This is a genomic window from Pontibacter sp. Tf4 (genome assembly GCF_014212495.1).
Lineage (GTDB): Bacteria > Bacteroidota > Bacteroidia > Cytophagales > Hymenobacteraceae > Pontibacter.
This window is the reverse complement of record NZ_JACKZC010000002.1, coordinates 292,448-311,401: the sequence shown is the minus strand read 5'-3', so window position 1 is coordinate 311,401 and position 18,954 is coordinate 292,448. Positions and strand designations below refer to the sequence as shown.

16 protein-coding genes are annotated in these 18,954 nt (G+C 48.7%); 8 read left to right on the top strand and 8 right to left on the bottom strand.

Annotated elements, in window-relative coordinates; translation table 11 throughout:
* Positions 1–10: 10 nt before the first annotated feature.
* Complete coding sequence (locus tag H7F15_RS04305) at positions 11–2,407, bottom strand: BamA/TamA family outer membrane protein (RefSeq protein WP_255481077.1); 2,397 nt, start codon at positions 2,405–2,407, stop codon at positions 11–13.
* Positions 2,408–2,461: 54 nt separating this feature from the next.
* Between H7F15_RS04305 and H7F15_RS04300 the strand changes: the two genes are divergently transcribed.
* Positions 2,462–3,205 carry an RNA methyltransferase gene (locus tag H7F15_RS04300; RefSeq protein WP_185195719.1) on the top strand — a complete coding sequence of 248 codons (744 nt, stop codon included), beginning with the start codon at positions 2,462–2,464 and terminating at the stop codon, positions 3,203–3,205.
* A 59-nt stretch (positions 3,206–3,264) separates the two neighbouring features.
* On the opposite strand, the gene H7F15_RS04295 is transcribed toward H7F15_RS04300, so the two are convergent.
* From H7F15_RS04295 to H7F15_RS04280, 4 genes are all read right to left on the bottom strand, one after another.
* A complete protein-coding gene (locus H7F15_RS04295) occupies positions 3,265–4,395 on the bottom strand; it encodes an outer membrane beta-barrel protein (RefSeq protein WP_185195718.1) in 1,131 nt (376 codons plus the stop codon).
* Between the two features lie 12 nt (positions 4,396–4,407).
* A complete protein-coding gene (locus tag H7F15_RS04290) occupies positions 4,408–5,253 on the bottom strand; it encodes a hypothetical protein (protein WP_185195717.1) in 846 nt (281 codons plus the stop codon).
* 16 nt (positions 5,254–5,269) lie between these two features.
* The gene (locus tag H7F15_RS04285; RefSeq protein ID WP_185195716.1) at positions 5,270–5,803 is read right to left on the bottom strand and encodes a sigma-70 family RNA polymerase sigma factor; all 534 of its coding nucleotides are present in this window, start codon (positions 5,801–5,803) and stop codon (positions 5,270–5,272) included.
* 619 nt (positions 5,804–6,422) lie between these two features.
* Complete coding sequence (locus H7F15_RS04280; protein ID WP_370523401.1) at positions 6,423–7,142, bottom strand: arylesterase; 720 nt, start codon at positions 7,140–7,142, stop codon at positions 6,423–6,425.
* Between the two features lie 139 nt (positions 7,143–7,281).
* On the opposite strand from H7F15_RS04280, the gene H7F15_RS04275 reads away from it, so the two are divergent.
* A complete protein-coding gene (locus tag H7F15_RS04275; RefSeq protein ID WP_185195715.1) occupies positions 7,282–7,980 on the top strand; it encodes an ABC transporter ATP-binding protein in 699 nt (232 codons plus the stop codon).
* Between the two features lie 73 nt (positions 7,981–8,053).
* Positions 8,054–10,621, top strand: coding sequence for an ABC transporter permease (locus tag H7F15_RS04270; protein ID WP_370523399.1), 2,568 nt, complete (start codon positions 8,054–8,056; stop codon positions 10,619–10,621).
* Between the two features lie 135 nt (positions 10,622–10,756).
* On the opposite strand, the gene H7F15_RS04265 is transcribed toward H7F15_RS04270, so the two are convergent.
* The 3 genes from H7F15_RS04265 to H7F15_RS04255 form a co-directional block, all read right to left on the bottom strand.
* On the bottom strand, positions 10,757–11,119 hold the full coding sequence (locus tag H7F15_RS04265) for a CoA-binding protein (RefSeq protein WP_185195714.1): 363 nt from the start codon (positions 11,117–11,119) through the stop codon (positions 10,757–10,759).
* 93 nt (positions 11,120–11,212) lie between these two features.
* On the bottom strand, positions 11,213–12,790 hold the full coding sequence (locus H7F15_RS04260; protein ID WP_185195713.1) for an NAD(P)/FAD-dependent oxidoreductase: 1,578 nt from the start codon (positions 12,788–12,790) through the stop codon (positions 11,213–11,215).
* 337 nt (positions 12,791–13,127) lie between these two features.
* Positions 13,128–14,093: a tryptophan 2,3-dioxygenase family protein gene (locus H7F15_RS04255; protein ID WP_185195712.1), complete on the bottom strand. Its 966-nt coding sequence runs from the start codon at positions 14,091–14,093 to the stop codon at positions 13,128–13,130.
* A 51-nt stretch (positions 14,094–14,144) separates the two neighbouring features.
* On the opposite strand from H7F15_RS04255, the gene H7F15_RS04250 reads away from it, so the two are divergent.
* The 5 genes from H7F15_RS04250 to H7F15_RS04230 are packed head-to-tail and all read left to right on the top strand — an operon-like array spanning position 14,145 to position 18,950.
* Entirely contained in the window at positions 14,145–14,342 is a 198-nt protein-coding gene (locus H7F15_RS04250; protein ID WP_185195711.1) for a hypothetical protein, read from the top strand.
* Positions 14,343–14,383: 41 nt separating this feature from the next.
* Entirely contained in the window at positions 14,384–15,061 is a 678-nt protein-coding gene (gene sdaAB, locus H7F15_RS04245) for an L-serine ammonia-lyase, iron-sulfur-dependent subunit beta (RefSeq protein ID WP_185195710.1), read from the top strand.
* A 21-nt stretch (positions 15,062–15,082) separates the two neighbouring features.
* Positions 15,083–16,555 (top strand): TolC family protein, encoded by a 1,473-nt coding sequence (locus tag H7F15_RS04240; protein WP_185195709.1) that lies wholly within the window; start codon positions 15,083–15,085, stop codon positions 16,553–16,555.
* Positions 16,556–16,559: 4 nt separating this feature from the next.
* Entirely contained in the window at positions 16,560–17,945 is a 1,386-nt protein-coding gene (locus tag H7F15_RS04235; protein ID WP_185195708.1) for an efflux RND transporter periplasmic adaptor subunit, read from the top strand.
* Between the two features lie 15 nt (positions 17,946–17,960).
* The gene (locus tag H7F15_RS04230; RefSeq protein WP_185195707.1) at positions 17,961–18,950 is read left to right on the top strand and encodes an NAD(P)H-dependent glycerol-3-phosphate dehydrogenase; all 990 of its coding nucleotides are present in this window, start codon (positions 17,961–17,963) and stop codon (positions 18,948–18,950) included.
* Positions 18,951–18,954: the final 4 nt, after the last annotated feature.

Here is an 18,954-nt window from a genome sequence, read left to right as displayed (position 1 = left end):
ATCACTGGTCTTAGAATGGATAGCCGATCCCAATATTCAGGTTATTCTGGTTACTGCCGGTAAAGAACTCGGAGAAACGGAAATCGCCGAGGACGAACTTTTTGCCGTTGATGCCACCCGGATCATACACCTTGGTAGCAAAATCGAAGCGCAGTACCAATACCGTCAGGTCAAAGCGAAGGCCAAAGCCGGTACCTACTGCCAACTCCTTGTAAAAATTATTCATCTCAAACGAGGCACCCGGTCGGGCTGCATCCTGTTCCAGTGTCCATACGTTACCGGCATCTACAAAAAAGGCCCCATTCAGGAAACTGAAGATATTGAACCTGTATTCTGTACTTAGCTCCAGCAACACGCTACCAGGCTGTTCGGCTTCAAAATCACGCACCAGTATGGTTTCTCCGTTCTCATCGGTCACTTCCTGTAGTTGTGCAAAAGAACCGGGCCCCAGGCGGCGCGATTGCCAGGCGCGCACACTGGATGCACCACCGGCAAAAAAGTATTTATCGTAAGGCAGGATCTGCGATTGAAAGATAGGAGCAGCAATACCAGTATTTACCCTATACACAAAGAACTGCTTGTTGCCCAGCGGTATGTAGCGCCTGTAGTCGGGGTTAAAGCGGACGAACTGGTAGGTATTCAGGTTGTTAATGGATACATTCAGCCCCAATTCCTGCGACAGGCCACCAACTTCTACCAGGCCCCTGAAATAGCGGGCGTTGCGCGACTGCGTAAAGTCGTTGGTATTGTAGATCAGATTAAAAGACATGGAGGAGATAAACGCACTGTTAAAACTCTCGATAAGGGAGCGGCTGCCCTGACTATAGCGTTCCAGGTTTCGCTTGAAATCCTCTGAAATAGTATCGACCTGTACAATGTTTAAGTTAACCGGCGAAAAGATGTACTGCAACACAGGGGGCTGTAATGGCGTGCGTGATTTCTGCCAGATATAATCCAGGGAAAGCTCGTAGTTGGAGCGCTTATATTCCTGGCGGTCTACGTTGGTAAAGCCAGTATAAATACGGGTGCGTGGACTATACTTGGTCAGCAGGTTACCGCCACCCGGAACCATAATGGTAGGGAAGGTGAGGGCCAGGTCGCCCCCAAATTCCTTTATCATTACCGTTTCGCTTTGTTCCGTTAAACTGATCTGTCCTTCAAAACCGGCACGAACACCCAGATCAAGGTTTTCGGCACCGCCAAACACGTTGCGCATGCGCAGCCGGATACTGGAGAATGGCCCGGGTGTACGCTCGGTATAGTTTAAGCCCAGTTCTGTAGTTTCCTGGAAGCGTTTGGATGGTATGGCATTGATAAAAGCATTGAGCTTGTAAATACTATCTGTCGGGCTGCCAATTTTGTTGTAAAGAATGTTGTTGAACTGGAACACATCCAGGTCGGCGAGGTTACGCTGTGTGGTAGCAGTTTGCAACTGGCTGTACTTCTGGCCCGGGTAAATGTCTACTTTCTTGTCAAGTATTCTGGGTGAGTACTGCTGATTATAGGCTACATAGTTTATGCCGTTATACTTTATCGTGTCGCGCGGGATCCCGAAGCGGTCTACATCCGTTTTAAAATAAACCTTATTTACCTCATATACCTGGTGGCGCCCGCCGGTTTCAGGGTTACGAATGATGGTGGTTACATCGGCAGCGTTAGGTTTCCCAATCAGCGTATCGATTTCAAATTCAATGTAGGCGCGGGCAAAATCGTAATAACCGTTATTTCGGAGCAACTCATACAAGCGCGTCCGCTCTTCAGTCAGTTTATCTTCATTGTAAATATCATTCAGCTTCAGCAAAGACCTTCCGGCGGTAGTTTTTACCAGCGACAGAATTGCCGTATCTGGTATAGCATATGTAAATGAGGAGTACCGGTATGGTTCCTGTTCTGCAATATTCAGTGTAATATATACAAGTTTATCTTTTACCTTTTTATCGAGGGAAAGGGTATGGTTAAAGTAACCCTGGGCATTCAGAAAGATCGCGATCTGATCAAGGGTCTGCTGCATCAGCGTAGAATCGTAAATGGCAGGCGGTTCCCCTACACGCATCAGGAAGTTCCCGTTCTCTTTTTTATCGCGTAAGCGGGCAACACGGTCGCTGTACTTCTTCCGGATCTTGCGCACTTTAACGGTATCGCTGCCGGCTGCCTGTACTTTTTCGCGCCAGCGGTTTATCTGTTTCTGTATGCGTGCATCAATTTTAGGCGGGTCGTAAAAGTTTTTGCCAACATTGTAGATCCACAAATAAGGCGTTGAGCCTAAAAACATACGGTTGGGTTCCTGCTGGTACAGATTCTCGATCGAGGCCTTCTCAATGTGCTTTAAACCAACCGGTTTTATGCTTACCAGCAGCTTTTCGTCCTCGCCCAGATCTTTGGTAGGAACACAGCCCGCTGAAAACAAAATTGTAATTAACAGGCCGAATATGTAAAATCGTAGCTTCAAACCGGTAGACCTATGTTATCGAAAGCAGTTATAAAGTATATAAACTCGTTGCAAGTAAAAAAATACCGCAACCAACACCAAGCCTTTGTGGTGGAAGGGGCAAAAAGTGTTATCGAATTACTACAATCTGACTTTGAACTGCAGCATTTGTTTGTAACAGACCAATTTGAGCAGGAACACAAAAAGCTGCTTAAAGATAAAGCTTATGAGGTAGTTTCGGAAACAGACCTCGTAAAAGCCGGTACCTATGCCACTAATAACGCTGCTTTGGCAGTGGCCCACATGCGCCGCCTTCCTGCACTGCAGGTCTATAGTTCTGAACTGGTCATTGCTTTAGACGACATCCGCGATCCGGGAAACCTGGGCACTATCATCCGCATTGCCGACTGGTATGGCATTCAGAAGATCATCTGCTCAGAGAACTGTGCCGATTTTTATAACCCGAAGGTGATTGCCGCAACTATGGGCTCGTTTACGCGCCTACAGGTACACTACCTGAACCTGGAAAACTGGCTTCAGCAACATGCAGCCACGCACCAAATTTATGGCGCCTCGCTGGATGGCGAAAACATACACCGTATGGAACTACAGCCACAGGGTATAGTGGTGATGGGCAACGAAGCCAATGGCATACGTCCCGAAGTAGCCGCGCACATCAACCAGCTTGTCAAGATTCCTGCTTTTGGGCAGGCTGAGTCGTTGAATGTGGCAACCGCTACTGCCATTATCATCGATAATTTCAGGCGCCAGCAATAAATAAAAAGAGAGCGCCAAAAAGCGCTCCCCTTTATCACAATCCGTTCACTGGTTGTATCTTAGTTCAGCAGGCGCAGGCCAAAGCTGATGACATTTACCTGCGGACCACGGTTCTCTTTGAACAGGTCGTTCATATTGTATTTCACGAACAGGCTCAGGTTGTTGTATCCGATTACACCGGTAGCACCGTACTGGAAGTCGCTCAGGTTAAAGCCGCCATGGTCTTTGTCTTTGGTTGTGTCACCGTTGTTTTCGTATTTCAGTTTGCTGTGGCTGCCCAGGCGATAACCTGCAAAACCACCCGCACCTACATGGAAACCGTCTTTACCATTAGCGCGCTTAAACTTTAGCATCGGCATAAGCGGTACGTTCACGCTTGAGGTAGCCAGTTTCGATTTCTCGTAGCTCACATCGGTTACTTTCACAAATTCAGTTACATCATTCTCAGTATCCTGAATAATGTAGTTCTTATCGAACATATAGTTGTTGAAGGCGAATTCGAGACCTGACACGATGTAGAAAGGACTTTTGCTGCCACCTACCTGTGAGATCAGGTGTGAGTTTAAGCTGATGTAGCGAGAGCCGGTTGGCTTCAGGTCCGGTACAAAGGCTACATCTTCTTTATCTACAAAGGCATTCAGGCCCAGGTCTATATCAAAATTGAAGCGGGTAGCCTTGTGTTCGTTCACGAGCTTGTATTTGGTCGTATCTTCTTCCTCCTGGTCAATTCGCACGACGGTATCGTCGCCGTCTTCTTCCACTTCCACATCAATTTTAATGTTCTTATTGATGCGGATCTCGCGCTGCTCCTGGGTTACTTTGCCTTTGGCATCTTTCTCCTGGATGATTACGGTTACTTTCTCCGGGTTTTTATCATCACCTTCCTGGGTGTTGAAGGTCACGGTCATCTGCTTCGGGTTGCCGTCAGCGGCGGTGGCACCTTCCATTTTATCTACCTGCTTTACGTACACATTCAGTTCACGCATCAGCGAGTCGAGGCTATAGTTCTGGAAGGCTTCCAGCTGTTTCATGTTCTTCAGCTGCAGGATCATTTTGGCGCCGTTAGCCATTTTTATCACAATTGTATCCTGAGTTCCGAGTCTGTTGGCAACGGTAGGGCCGCCTTTGGCAGACACACCGGTAGCTGCGGCCATGAAAATGGCCATGACAAGTAGTACTATTCGTTTCATGGTTTTAGGGGATTAGAGATTGATTACTTTTGAGATTTTCTGTTTTCCGATCTTGGTTTCAAGGGCAATTCTGTCGGCGTTGATGCCTACTTCTTCCAGGTTAATTCTTTCGCCGTTCGATAGATTTTTCACCTGCTTAAAGATGTTTTTGGCCAGTTTCTGCTTGCGCTCGAAAGAAGTTGATTCCTGGTCATCTCTGTCTGAGGCAGATGCAAGGGCCGTTTCGTCTGCTACCACCGTACGCTTGATGGTGATCTCTACCGGTTCGGCGCTGTTGGCAGCGGCAAAGCTAACGGGCGTGTGCATGGCCACTGTCTGCTCAGGCTCGGCTTCCGGCGTTACAGGCTTTGTAGTTTGCTGGGCCAGCAAAGCCGATGTATTTGCTGCAGGCTCCACCTTCACCCAACGCTCTTCGGATTTGGTACGTGCTTTTGCCGGGGCACTTTGCTTTACAGGAGCAGGGGTAGCTTGTTCTGCAACTATAGCGGGGCGCTCAGGTTCGGTTGTAGTTTCTACTTCCGGGGTAACGGCAGCTATAGTTTGCTCAGGTATAGTTGTAGTTTCCTGCGCTATTGTTCCATCAGTCGGCTGTTTTGTTACTTCCGTTTGAGCTATAGTCTGGTTAGCTATCGTTTGCGGCTGGTTAAACTTCAACACTACGCCAACAGCTAATAACAAGGTGATAGCGGCCGCAATGCTATAGTAAAAGAAACCAAACCGATGCTTTTGTTCGTGCTTCGGCTGCGGCATTTCTGTTTCGATGCGGTCCTGCAGTCGGTTCCAGAGGTCGGCGGGTGGCGTGGGAGCCATGCGGCCAAGGCGCTCATTAAATAATTTATCTATTTCTTCGGGTTCCATAGTATGTTCTCCTTTCTTAGCTGGCAATGGCTTCTTGTCCGGTTAGTCTTTTCTGTAACATGGCGCGGGCCTTGCTCAGCTGCGATTTAGATGTTCCTTCAGTTATGTTCAGCATGTCTGCAATTTCTTTATGCGAGTAACCTTCAATAGCATATAAGTTAAAAACAGCTCGGTAGCCGGCTGGCAGTGTGTGCAGTAACCCTAACAGTTCGCCTTCGTTCAGGTCGTGGTCTGCGCCACCAGCATCGGCAATCTGCGTGTAGCCATCTTCTATGGCCAGGTGCAGCGGTTCTTTTTTCCTTAAAAAGCCAAGTGCTTCGTTTACCATTATGCGGCGTACCCATCCTTCAAAACTACCTTTGGCCTCAAACCTGTCAATGTTCTGGTAAATTTTCATAAACCCGTTCAGTAAGGCTTCTTCGGCATCCATGTCATTTTTAAGGTAGCGCAGGCACACGCCGTACATCTGGGCGGCAAAGCGTTCGTAAAGCACCTTCTGCGCTTTACTTTCTGCTCGCTGGCAACCTGCTATCAATTCTGATTCTGTCACGCCGGGTAAAAGTTTAACTTATAATCTGCTCTCGTTTTTGGTAGTTGTCTCAGCATTTTTGCTGCGCTTCTGAACCTAAGATGTAAGGAACAGGCGGGAGGTTGCCTGAGGAATTATAAATTTCTTCTTTTTTTTTAGAATTAGCAGCGTCACTAACTATAAATAGCTGACAGTCAACTATAAAAATTAATGAATTATGCATAGATTCTTAAAAATAGAAACGAAAGGAGGGGTAGCAGAACAGTTAATTAAAAGTTGGTAATAAAATTCTATTTTAACTTGCCTTTGAAGGATAATCGAAAATTATGGGAATGACTCTGTTAGCACAAACTATAGCCAATTGGTATTGCTTAGCTATAGTTAAGGAAGCATGACCTATAGTTTAGAATATATAGTTATAGCTGAGCAGAGCAGACCGGTCCAATTTTAGAATTGTGCTGAACTATAGTTGTCGGGGAGAATTGGAAGGCCCTAAAATCAGAAAAGGCTCCCCCTGCTGGGGAGCCTTTATCTGTTTATGAAAATATAATTTTCAACTTTTAGCCATACATACTAACGGGAACAAAACGATAGGGTTACAGAAATCAGAAAAATTTATGCAATTTTTTTCTGACGTTTCTTATTCTGCTGTTTCTGGTAGTATTACCTGCTCCATTATGGCCCAGACATTATCTGCCAGTATCTTCTGTCCTTCAACGGTCGGGTGTATGCCATCCGCCTGGTTCAGTTCCGGGTTGCCGCCTACGCCATCCAGCAGAAAAGGAATCAGGTATACTTTCTCATCTTTTGCCAATCGGGTAAAAACCTCTCCAAATTCGCGGGTGTATTTCTGGCCCATGCTTGGCGGTAACTGCATTCCTGCCAGTATGATGGCCGCCTCCGGGTTCTTCTCCCGCACCTTTTCGATAATCGTTTTCAGGTTGTTGTAGGTGCTTTCCGTGTCAATGCCGCGCAGGCCGTCGTTTGCACCCAGTTCCAGCACAAAAACATCAACTGGTTTTTTCAGCAGCCAGTCGATGCGGCTTTTACCGCCCGCCGATGTTTCGCCGCTCACGCCGGCATTTACCACTTTGTAAGGCAGCCCCAGCGAATCAATGCGCTCCTGAATAAGGGCAGGAAATGCTTGGGATGGCTCCAGACCATAACCTGCGGTGAGGCTGTTCCCAAAGAAAAGGATGGTCTTGATCTCTTCTTTTTTAGCCGATGGCTGCTCAGTAGCTCCATTTTCTGTACCGGCTTCCTGTTTTGTTGCTGTCTGGTCGGCTGTTTCGGTCTGGCTGCAGCCAAGCAGGGTGGTGCTCAGCATCAAAGCCCATATCCAATTACAATTTATCTTCACGCTTTAATCTATTTAGTTTACTTTTATAGTTTATACTACGCTAAACATTAAACGAACTTAAGCAGTTATCAGATGTTAGCCAAACATAGGGCTGCCTGCCTGCGTTTTTTTCTTTGATATCCATTAAAACCGTACAAACGTGTCAACTATACTTGCTATACAAAACCTTACCAAAACCTACGACTCCGGCGACCGGCACCTGACGGTGCTGCACGAAGTTAACTTTTCGTTGCAGGCCGGTGATACCTGTTCTATAGTTGGTCCCTCGGGCAGCGGTAAAACTACTTTGCTGGGACTTTGCGCGGGCCTCGACAGAGCCTCCTCAGGTTCTGTTATACTGAACGGCGTAAAACTGGACGACATGAGCGAAGACGAGCGGGCGCAGGTGCGTAACAAGTACGTCGGTTTTGTGTTCCAGAACTTTCAGTTGATACCGACACTTACAGCCCTGGAGAATGTGATGGTGCCCTTGGAGCTGCGCGGCGAACGAAATGTACAACGCCAGGCCATGGAATTACTCGGGCGCGTAGGGCTTGCCGAGCGCCACGACCATTACCCTACACAACTTTCCGGCGGGGAGCAGCAGCGTGTAAGCATCGCCAGGGCTTTCTCTAACAGACCAACCATCCTATTTGCTGATGAGCCTACAGGCAACCTGGACGAAGAAACCGGAACCCGCGTAGAGCAACTGCTTTTCGACCTGAACCGCGAAGCCGGCACGACGCTGGTGCTGGTAACCCACGACCTCGAGCTGGCCGAAAAAACAAATCGTATCATCCGCATCAAAGGTGGGCACATCGTATCAGATGAAGCAACGGCACTAATGAAGAATTATTAATGACGAATGACTGATTATTCATTTTGTATTAAATATTATTCACTACTCATTAACAATCAATCATTATAATCCTGTGTCTGATAACTATATACATCTTCCGGACAAGCCAAAACTAAACCTGCGCTGGCTGCTGCTGATGGCCTGGCGCGACAGCCGCCGGAACCGTGGCAAGCTGGCATTATTTATCTCCTCTATAGTTTTAGGGATAGCTGCACTGGTAGCCATCAACTCTTTCAGCGATAACCTGAAGACGGATATTGACCGCCAAGCCAAATCGCTTATAGGTGCCGACCTGGTAATGGCCAGTAACAAATTACCGGAAGGTGAAATAGCAGCCCTGATAGATTCCATTGGCGGTGACCGCTCCGACGAAGTGCGTTTTGTGTCGATGGTATATTTTAAGGCCTCGCAGGGTACGCGGCTGGTGCAGGTACGGGCTCTGGAAGGAGGTTTTCCGTACTATGGCGCCATCGAAACACAACCAGCAGAAGCCAGCCGTAGTTTCCGGAAGGGCCGTCGCGCGCTGGTAGATCACACCTTGCTGCTGCAGTTCAATACCAAACCCGGCGACTCCATCCGTGTCGGCAACCTGACCTTTGAGATAGCCGGTGCACTCCACAAAATTCCGGGGCAGTCGGCGGTAACGGCAACTATAGCACCGGCTGTTTATATCCCGCGGGAGTACCTGGAAGAGACCGGCCTGTTGCAGAAAGGCAGCCGCATCAGTTATTACTACTACTTTAAACTGCCTGCTACCACAGACGCTGACAAACTGGTAAAGAAACTGGAGCCACGCCTGGAGGAAGAAGGTGTAGCCTTTGATACTGTAAAAAGCCGCCAGGAAAGTACTGGTAAAGCTTACAGCGACCTGGCAAGCTTCCTGGCTTTGGTAGGGTTTGTTGCTCTGTTGCTGGGTTGTGTGGGGGTGGCAAGTGCCGTGCATGTGTACATCCGCGAAAAACTGGCAACTATAGGTGTGCTGCGCTGCATTGGCGTTAGCGGCAAACAGGCCTTCCTTATTTATTTGTTCCAGGTAATGGCCATGGGGCTGATCGGGGCTATTATAGGCGCCATACTCGGAAGCCTGATACAGCTTTATCTGCCGCAACTCTTTAAAGCTTTCCTGCCGGTAGAAGTTACTGTTTCGGTATCCTGGGTGGCTATAGCAGAAGGTATAGGTATAGGCTTGCTGGTGTCGGTATTATTTGCCTTGTTGCCATTGCTTAGTATCCGAAATGTTTCCCCGATCATTACGCTGCGCTCCAGCGTAGAGCACCTCACTAACCAGAAAGATCCATTGCGACTGGCTGTCTATAGTTTGATCCTGTTTTTTGTGCTGGTCTTTGCTTATTTTCAGCTGGGCACTTGGCTGCGTGCGCTTGCTTTTACAGGTGGTGTGGTTGTCGGCTTTATTGTGCTGGCCCTGCTGGCGCGTGGCATGATGTGGCTGGTAAAACGTTTTTTCCCGGTAAACTGGGGCTATGTATGGCGGCAAAGCCTGGCCAATCTGTACCGGCCTAACAATCAGACGCTTTTACTGACAGTATCCATCGGGTTAGGTACGGCCCTGATCGCTACGCTGGTACTTATGCAGCGCCTGCTGATATCGGAAGTGGCCATCTCCAGTAGCGAGCACCAGCCTAACCTCGTTTTGTTTGATATTCAGACAGCGCAGAAAGAAGGCATAGTAGAAATGACCCAAGAGGCGGGTTTACCGGTACAACAACTGGTGCCGGTGGTTACCATGCGTCTGGAAGAAATTAATGGCCTGACAGCCTCAGATGTGCGCAAAGATACCACTTTAGGCATTCCGGACTGGGCCTATACGCGCGAATACCGTGTTACCTACCGCGATTCGCTGATCGATTCGGAATCGGATGCAGCTGGTAAGTGGCAGGGCACAGTAAGCCCGGATACGGAAGTCATTCCCATTTCAGTGGAAGACAGATACGCCGAGCGGCTTAAAGTAAAACTTGGCGACACCCTGATCTTTAACGTGCAGGGTGCCCTGATGCCAACCCGCGTGGCACACCTCCGCGAGATAGAATGGAACCGCGTGCAAAGCAATTTTCTGGTCGTCTTTCCGAAAGGTGTCTTAGAAGATGCCCCGCAATTCCATATCCTGATGACGCGTACCCAAACAGATGAGCAGTCGGCACAGTTTCAGCGCAGCCTGGTGCAACGGTTTCCGAACGTATCGGCTATAGATTTAGACCTGATTTTGCAGACGCTTGACGATATACTGGGCAAAATTTCTTTTGTAATTCGGTTTATGGCTTTGTTCAGCATCAGCACCGGCCTGCTGGTATTGATCGGTTCTGTTAACATCAGCAAATTTCAGCGGGTGCAGGAGAGCGTTTTGCTTCGTACGTTGGGGGCCAGCCGGAAACAGATCTTAACGATAACTGCTTTTGAGTATTTGCTATTGGGGGCATTGGCATCGGGCACAGGGGTGGTGCTGGCCTTATTTGCAAGCTGGGCATTGGCGGTATTTAGTTTTGAAGTCAATTTTGTACCCGAACTATGGCCGTTGCTACCGGTATTTGCTGGCATTACGTTGCTAGCTGTTGTAATAGGAATTGTAAATAGCCGCGGAATCCTGAGCCGGCCGCCGCTGGAAGTGCTCCGAAGAGAAGTGTAATACCTAAAAACAAAAAAGGGATCTGTTCAAGATCCCTTTTCCATGTTAAGCATAAGACAACAAATGCCATCTGCTTAATCTACACTTATTTATACGGCCTGTTTTAAGGCAGGTTATAGTTTCGGTAAAATATTTTTAATACGTACTGCTCGCCAGCATTACCAGTGTGCAATGGTGCAGTGCCTCTATGCCATTATCCTCAGCCAGCTGCTCCAGTTCCGGGTTTTCAGTGCCCGGGTTAAAGATGATGCGCTTCGGTTTCAGGTTAATGATATAGTCGTACCATACCGGTTGGTTCTGCGGCCCCACATACAGCGTTACCGTATCCACGTCAGGCACCGGCTCTGTTTTGTCTGTAATGATCTTCAGCCCTTCCACGGTTGTGTTCTTTATCCCGACAGGCACCACTTCGTGGCCGTGCTCTCTCAGGCGGTGTATAGCTTTATAAGCATAGCGGGCGGGATTATCGGTCGCTCCCAAAACCACTGTTTTTTTCATAACGATTACTTTAAGTAAAACAAAGTATACTATTTACTTACAGCTACTTCTATAGTTTAGTTTTAAATCAACTCTATCTAAACCCGGTACAAACTATAGCACACGCTTTACGTTGGCTGCCACCATTTCGGCACAGCGTTCCCCATCCATGGCCGCCGACACAATGCCGCCGGCATAACCGGCTCCTTCGCCGCAAGGGTACAGGTTTTTTATTGTTACATGCTCCAGGGTATCGCGGTCGCGCGGAATGCGCACCGGTGATGACGTACGGCTCTCAACACCTACTATCTGGGCATTGTTGGTCAAGTAGCCGCGCATTTTATTACCGAAACCTTTAAATCCTTCGCGCAGGCGGTAGGCCATGTCATCCGAGAAAAGTTCGTTCATGTCTACTGATGCCAGGCCAGGTTGATAAGACGTTTCCAGCAATGAGCTGCTTACTTTGCCACGGGTAAAATCCTGCAGTAACTGTGCAGGTGCGACCTGCGTTCCACCAGCCATCTGGCAGGCTTTCTGTTCAAGGGCCTGCTGCATGTGCAAACCTGCCAGCGGACCATACTTGTCCAGTTCCATATCTTCCAGCTCTATGGCCACAACTATACCGGAATTGGCAAACTTAGAGTCGCGGCGGCTTGGCGACATGCCATTTACCACCACCTCGCCGGGAGCAGTAGCCGATGGAACTATAAACCCGCCCGGGCACATACAGAACGAGAATATACCACGCTGCCTGTTGTTATAAACCGTTTGCTGAACCAGGGCATACGACGAAGCAGGCAAATACGCTCCACGGTCCTCGCACTTGTACTGTATGTTGTCGATAAGGCTTTGCTGGTGCTCTACGCGCACACCCATCGCAAAAGGTTTGGCCTCTATTGTTACGCCGGAAGTATGCAGTGTTTCAAAAATATCGCGGGCACTATGGCCGGTAGCCAGAATCACCGATTCGCCGGTATATTCCTGTCCGTCCTGCGTAACTACGCCTTTCATTTCGCCCTGCTCCACTATAAAACTGGTCACGCGCTTATCAAACAGCACTCCGCCGCCCGCTTCGCGCACCGTCTCCCGGATAGCTGCTATGATCTTGGGTAGTTTGTTGGTACCAATGTGCGGGTGGGCATCGAACAGAATGTCCGGCGTAGCACCATGCTGCACAAATATCTGCAGGATGCGGAGGAGGTCACCTCGTTTTTTGGAACGGGTGTATAGTTTGCCATCGGAGTACGTACCGGCACCACCTTCGCCAAAGCAATAATTAGAATCCGGGTTAACAATATGCTCTTTGTTGATGGCTGCCAGGTCGCGGCGGCGACTCTGTACATCTTTGCCGCGTTCAAGTACAATCGGTTTCAGGCCAAGCTCAATGCAGCGTAGGGCGGCAAACAAGCCTGCCGGGCCGGCCCCAACTATAATTACCTGCTTCTCTTTCGAAACATCCTGGTAACTATAGACCGGGGAAATAATATCGGCAGGAGGGGTGTCTAAATACAGATCGGCTCTCACACGAACCAACACCTGGCGTCCGCGGGCGTCGATGGAGCGCTTGATGCGGTGCAGAAATTTAACATCTTCAGGGCGGAGTTTAGCACTTTTTAAAAGTTCGTGCTCTAACTGTGCGGCATCAAAGGCCACTTCGGGAGCCAGGACAAGCTCCAGTTCTTTTTTTCTCATAAATAACAGGTAAGGTAGTTAGCCTTAAACTTTTACTCTAATTGTTAAATGGCTGAATTGTTAAATGGTTTATTCAGCTAAAATTATTAATTGTTGATCGTTAGTGGCTGATTGTTGACTCAGCTATAGTTTGCTAATAACACTGCAAAGGTAAAGCAAATTCAACAGACCATAAAAAAAGACCTTACAGCACAAATGCACTGTAAGGTCTTCGACTATATTTTTTTGTTATCTCGGTAATATGAGCTCTATCTCAACTATAAGCTTAAATAGATTTCTCACTCATGCTCGAAATGACAATTCAGAAACACAACAATTTAGCCACCGACAACAGCAATTAAATCTCCCCGTTCAGTACTTTTGTTACCCAGCCTTTTCCCCATTCGTCAATTTCCTGTTCACTGAAAAGCTCGGGGTAAAAAATACGCTTCTGGAATTTTGGAGGCAGGTATTTCATCCAGTTGGTACCACCGGTAGCTGCAATCACATCTGGGTCGCGCTGCAGGTAACGTACCGCCGATTTATAGTGCATCAATGGCCAGTTCACGTTCACGTTGCTGTCCAGGTCGCGCAGCTGCTGTTTCAGTTTTTCGTTCTGTTGTTCCTCTTCCGGCAGGCGCTTGTACACGGCCCACACATTCTTCTGCTCGTATTCTTTGGCAAAGTTTATCAGTTGCTGCGTGTATTTCTCTTCAAACCGGATCAGGGTAAGGGTTTTGGCGCCCGAGGCTACTTCGGTGGCACCTTCTTTCCAGTAAATGCAGCCGATCATTTCTTCGTGGGTGCTCTGCAAACCAAGTACAGCGCGTTTGTCTTTGGCCACCAGGTTGCGCAGGTCCGTAGAGGCGATCTCGATGAGGCGGTACTGTGCCGACTGGAAACCGCTGGCAGGCATCAGGGCCATCCGGAACTGGAGGAACTGCTTCGGGTCCATGCCATCCACCATCACATCAAACGAGTTGATCAGGTTATCGAAGTACCGGTTAATTCGCTTCAACCGTTTCATTAACACAGCAGCAGTAATCTCCTTATCCTCACCAATCTGCCGATACTCTTCCAGACACATCTTAAAGTAAAGCTCTGTTATCTGGTGGTACATGATAAAGATCTTCTCATCCGGAATGGTTGTGCGCGGGTTCTGCAGGCTCAGCAGGGTGTCCAGGTGAATGTAATCCCAGTAATTCAGGAAATCGGTGTGGTACAGACCCTCCAGATAAGCTGCCAGGTCCTGGCCAAGTGGTACGTACTTTTCTTCCAGTCGCTTCAGCTGTTCCAGCACTTCCGGTTTAAAGGTATGCTCCATGGTTGGTTTTTTGTGTGGGTAGATCGATAAGCCTGCAAAGTAAGAAAATCAATGTATCGGAACATCAGAAATCTGAAATATTATACGGCGCCCCTGTCTATTACGGTTCGGGAGCCTCCTGAACCAGACATGCCGATGGGACTGCGCTCAGCACCTGAAAAAGGCAGGTTGATCGTGCAAAAGGCCGTGTTGGTAGAAATAACCCATATTTATACTATAGTTGCTGAAATACTGGGAGTTTATTCATAAATTTGGTTTTTACGATATTTTCTTTCAAAGTATTTTTCTTTATGGCCGAGAAAAGCAGTGTTTTTGATATGATCGGACCCGTTATGATCGGGCCGTCGAGCTCGCATACAGCCGGTGTGGTACGTATTGCCCGTGCCGCCATCCGTATTCTGGGTGCAGCTCCCGAGGAAGCCATTATTACATTCTATAACTCGTTTGCCCGCACCTACGAAGGCCATGGCAGCGACCGCGCTATAGTTGCCGGCCTGCTGGATTTTAAGACGGACGACAAGCGCATAAAAGAAGCCTTTGACCATGCCAAAGAGCGTGGTTTGAAATATACCTTTAAATCAGTGGGCAATGCCTCAACCATGCACCCCAATACCATAAAGCTTAACTTAAAGGCGCAGGGCCGTGAGGTAGAAGTAATAGGGCAGAGCCGTGGTGGTGGTGTGATCCAGATCGTGGAGGTAGATGGTTTTACAGCCAGCTTCTCGGCCAACCTGCACACACTCATTATTGATGCCGACGACGTGAAAGGTAGCATTGCCTTTATCGCTTCAGTGATTGCCCACGACGACTGCAACATTGCCACCATGAGCGTATCCCGCAAAGGCAAGAACGAAATGGCCCGCCAGTTCATCGAAATGGATTCTGGCATAAAACCGATTACCCTCGAATACCTGAAGCAGCTGAGCTGGGTGAAGCACGTGGTCTACATCCCTAACATCGATCTATAACCGACCCTTTTATACCTGACTATGAAGAAATCTACCAACCTATTGCTGACCCTTGCGCTGGGTTCTGTACTACTGGCCTCGCCAACTATAGCCCAGGACAACCCGGGCCAGGGCGGCTGGACTTTGCAGGAAGCTATTGAATACGCGCAGAAAAACAACCTGCAGGTAAAACAAACCCGCGTAAACCGCGACCTGAATGCCATAGACCTGAAGCAGGCGAAACTGGACAGGTTGCCGACGCTGAACTCGAACGGAAGCTATAGTTTCAACACCGGTTCTTACCAGAACCCTGTTACATTCGACCTTATTACCGAGAACTCGCAGACATCGAATTTTCAGGCCAACACGGTCATGCCGCTTTTCATGGGCTTCCAGCAGAAGAACCTGATAAAGCAGTACGAATACGACCTGCAGGCCAGCGAGTTTGATGTACAGGCTATTCAGAACGATATTACACTGCAGCTCATTACCTCATACCTGAATGTACTGTTTGCAGAAGAGCTTATTAAAACAGCGGAACTACAGCGCACCACAACCCAGCAGCAGTTAGACAGAACCCGGCTGCTTTTCAAAGCGGGTAGTGTGGCCGAAGTAGCCGTACTTGACCTGGAATCGCAGTTAGCTACCGATGACCTGGACATTATCACAGCCCAGAACCAGCGGGACATAGCGCGCCTTTCGCTTATTCAGATCCTGAACCTGGAAAATGAGCAGGCACAAAACTTTAACATTGTAATACCAGATGTGCCGGAACCGGATGAAGCGCCTGCTTTGGTAGACCCTAATACCGTGTATGATGTGGCCCTGAAAACACAACCCGGCATTCAGGCAGCTGACCTGCGCATCAGAAGTGCAGACAAAGCGCTGGCTTTTGCCCGTGGCGCATATTACCCACGGATTAGCCTGGGAGCCGGACTGAACACAAGGTATTTAAAAGGTGGCCAGCGGGGCATCGGTAGAGAAACGATAACCGGCGTACAGCAACAAACCTTTTACCTGGACGAGAATGGAACCCAGACACAGACATTCTTCATTCCTTTTTCAAGGGAACAGACCATTTACGAAGACCGAAACCTGATCGAGCAGTACCAGGACAACATCAACAAAAACGCCTATATCTCGGCTTCTATTCCTATTTTTAATGGCCTTGCTGCCCGAAACAATGTGCAACGTGCTAAACTGGGTCAACTGAATGCCAAATTAAATGCCGATGCCGAACGCAACCAGCTTCGCCAGACAATAGAGCAGGCGTATGTGGATGCACTGGCCGCCCAGCGCAAGTATGCAGCCGCCAAAGTACAGGTGCAGGCACTGGAGAAGAACTATAAAAATGCCGAGCTACGCCTGAACAGCGGCGTCATCAATACTGTGGATTTTTATGTGATCACGACCAATTACCGCACCGCACAGTCTAATTTAATTCAAGCTAAATACGAATACACCTTTAAACTGAAAGTACTGGATTTTTACCAGGGCAAAGAAATTACCTTATAGAACTATGGCAGCCAAAAAATCGAAACGACTCCTTCCCATTGTAATTGGGGTTTTATTGTTACTGATCATTTTTATAGTTATCGCTAAGAAAGCCGGATGGATAGGGAAAGATGAGGGAGTAGAAGTGGTGCTGTCTGAAGCTAAAAAGACAGAGGTCGTAGAAAAAGTAAGTGCTTCCGGTAAAATTCAGCCGGAAACCGAAGTGAAGATAAGCCCGGATGTATCGGGGGAGATCATAGAGCTTAACGTGGAGGAAGGCGACTCGGTGGTGAAAGGCCAGTTACTGCTGCGCATTCGTCCGGATAACTACCAGTCGTTTGTAGATGCGCAGGAAGCATCTGTAAACTCGTCGCGTGCTAACCTATCGCAGGCGAAAGCCAGACTGGCGCAGGCGCAGGCCAACCAGGTGCAGGTACGAAATGCCTATGAGCGTAACAAAAAGCTGTTCGAGCAGAAAGTGATCTCGGAAGCTGAATTTGAGCAGAGCCGCTCCAGCTACAATGCCGGCATGCAGGAAATTGAATCGCTGAAGCAGAGTGTGCGTGCAGCCGAGTTTGGTGTGCAGAATGCCCAGGCATCGTTGAAAGACGCCCGCGAAAACCTGAACAAGACCACTATTTACGCTCCGGTAAGCGGAACCGTATCGAAATTGAACGTGGAACGTGGCGAGCGCGTGGTGGGTACTTCTCAGATGGCCGGTACCGAAATTATGCGTATTGCCAACCTCAACAACATGGAAGTGCGCGTTAACGTGAACGAGAACGACATTATCCGGGTATCGCTTGGCGACTCGGTGCAGGTAGAAGTAGACTCGTATGCTACCCGCGATGAAAAGTTCAAGGGTATTGTAACTGCTATTGCCAACACCGCCAAAGATGCAGCCACCCTGGAAGCCGTTACCGAATTTGAAGTACGCATCCGCTTACTCAACGACTCTTACAACCACCTGGCAGAAAAGAACCCGCGTCCGTTCCGCCCGGGCATGACAGCTTCTGTAGACATTATAACCGAGCGTAAGAGCAATGTCCTGTCGGTTCCGTTGTCGGCGGTAACTACCCGCGCCGAGGAGAAGAAAGACGAAGCGACTAAGAAACCTGAAACCTCAAACGCCAATGCAGCAGAAGATGAAAAGCGCCCGGCTGTAAAGTTAGATGAGATCGTGTTTCTGTATGATGCTGCTACCAACACCGTAAAAGCGCAGAAAGTAAAGACCGGCATTTCAGATTTCGACAACATCGAGATCGTAAGCGGTATCAAGGCTGGCCAGAAAGTAGTGTCAGGTCCGTTCAGAGCGGTATCTAAAACACTGAAAGATGGCAGCAAGGTGACAGTAAAAGATGCCAAATCATTAAGTAAAACAGAGCAGGAAACTGAGGAAGACGAAGAGTAACGAAATAAAGTAAGTTTGGAAAAGATAGCCGTTATAGGAGGGGGAAGCTGGGCCACAGCTATAGTTAAGATCCTTTCCGAAAACAGATCGCAGGTACACTGGTGGATGCGCAACAGAAACGATGTGCAGCACCTGATAAACTATAAGCATAACCCGCGCTACCTGAGTGGTGTGCAGTTCGACCTGAACTATGTAAAACCAAGTGCCGAGCTGCAGGCAGTGGTAGCCGCTGCCGATTGGGTGGTGCTGGCGGTTCCGGCCGCCTTTGTGCAGGAAGCCCTGGCCGACCTGCCAACCGATGCCCTGCAGGGTAAAGTAGTGATATCGGCGATAAAAGGCATGATACCAGACCAGAACGTGCTGATAACGGACTACGTGGAGCAACAGTTTGGGGTGCCAAGCTCGCACCACCTGGTTATTGCCGGGCCATGCCATGCCGAAGAAGTTGCCCTCGAAAAACAGTCGTACTTAACCATAGGCTCCCATGATATCAGCAAGGCCGAGCGGTTCTGTGAGCTGCTGCGCAACCGCTATGTAAAAGCCAACCCATTAGACGACCTGGACGGCGTAGAGTACTGCGCCGTAATGAAGAACATCATAGCGCTTGCCTGCGGTATTGCCCGCGGGCTGAACTATGGCGACAACTTCCAAGCGGTGCTTGTATCCAATGCCATGTTCGAGATAGAGCGTTTCCTGGATGCTATTATGCCGCAGCACCGTGCCCTGAGCGGCTCCGCGTATTTAGGAGATCTGCTTGTAACCGCTTATTCGCAGTTCAGCCGTAACCGCACGTTCGGTAACATGATCGGCCGCGGGTATTCTGTTAAATCGGCGCAGGTAGAGATGAATATGGTAGCCGAAGGTTACTACGCTGTGAAAAGCATTTACGAGCTCAACAAAACCCTGAAAGTAGATATGCCGATCACCAATGCCGTGTACCTGATCCTGTACGAGCGCATTTCGCCGGGGGTGGAGTTTGAGATTTTGAAAGAGAAGCTGAAGTAGGGGA

Coding starts and splice junctions, on each gene's coding strand:
- H7F15_RS04300 (WP_185195719.1), top strand. CDS start 2,462: ATGTTATCGAAAGCAGTTATAAAGTATATAAACTCGTTGCAAGTAAAA.
- H7F15_RS04295 (WP_185195718.1), bottom strand. CDS start 4,395: ATGAAACGAATAGTACTACTTGTCATGGCCATTTTCATGGCCGCAGCT.
- H7F15_RS04290 (WP_185195717.1), bottom strand. CDS start 5,253: ATGGAACCCGAAGAAATAGATAAATTATTTAATGAGCGCCTTGGCCGC.
- H7F15_RS04265 (WP_185195714.1), bottom strand. CDS start 11,119: ATGAAAAAAACAGTGGTTTTGGGAGCGACCGATAATCCCGCCCGCTAT.
- H7F15_RS04260 (WP_185195713.1), bottom strand. CDS start 12,790: ATGAGAAAAAAAGAACTGGAGCTTGTCCTGGCTCCCGAAGTGGCCTTT.
- H7F15_RS04255 (WP_185195712.1), bottom strand. CDS start 14,093: ATGGAGCATACCTTTAAACCGGAAGTGCTGGAACAGCTGAAGCGACTG.
- H7F15_RS04250 (WP_185195711.1), top strand. CDS start 14,145: ATGTATCGGAACATCAGAAATCTGAAATATTATACGGCGCCCCTGTCT.
- sdaAB (WP_185195710.1), top strand. CDS start 14,384: ATGGCCGAGAAAAGCAGTGTTTTTGATATGATCGGACCCGTTATGATC.
- H7F15_RS04240 (WP_185195709.1), top strand. CDS start 15,083: ATGAAGAAATCTACCAACCTATTGCTGACCCTTGCGCTGGGTTCTGTA.
- H7F15_RS04235 (WP_185195708.1), top strand. CDS start 16,560: ATGGCAGCCAAAAAATCGAAACGACTCCTTCCCATTGTAATTGGGGTT.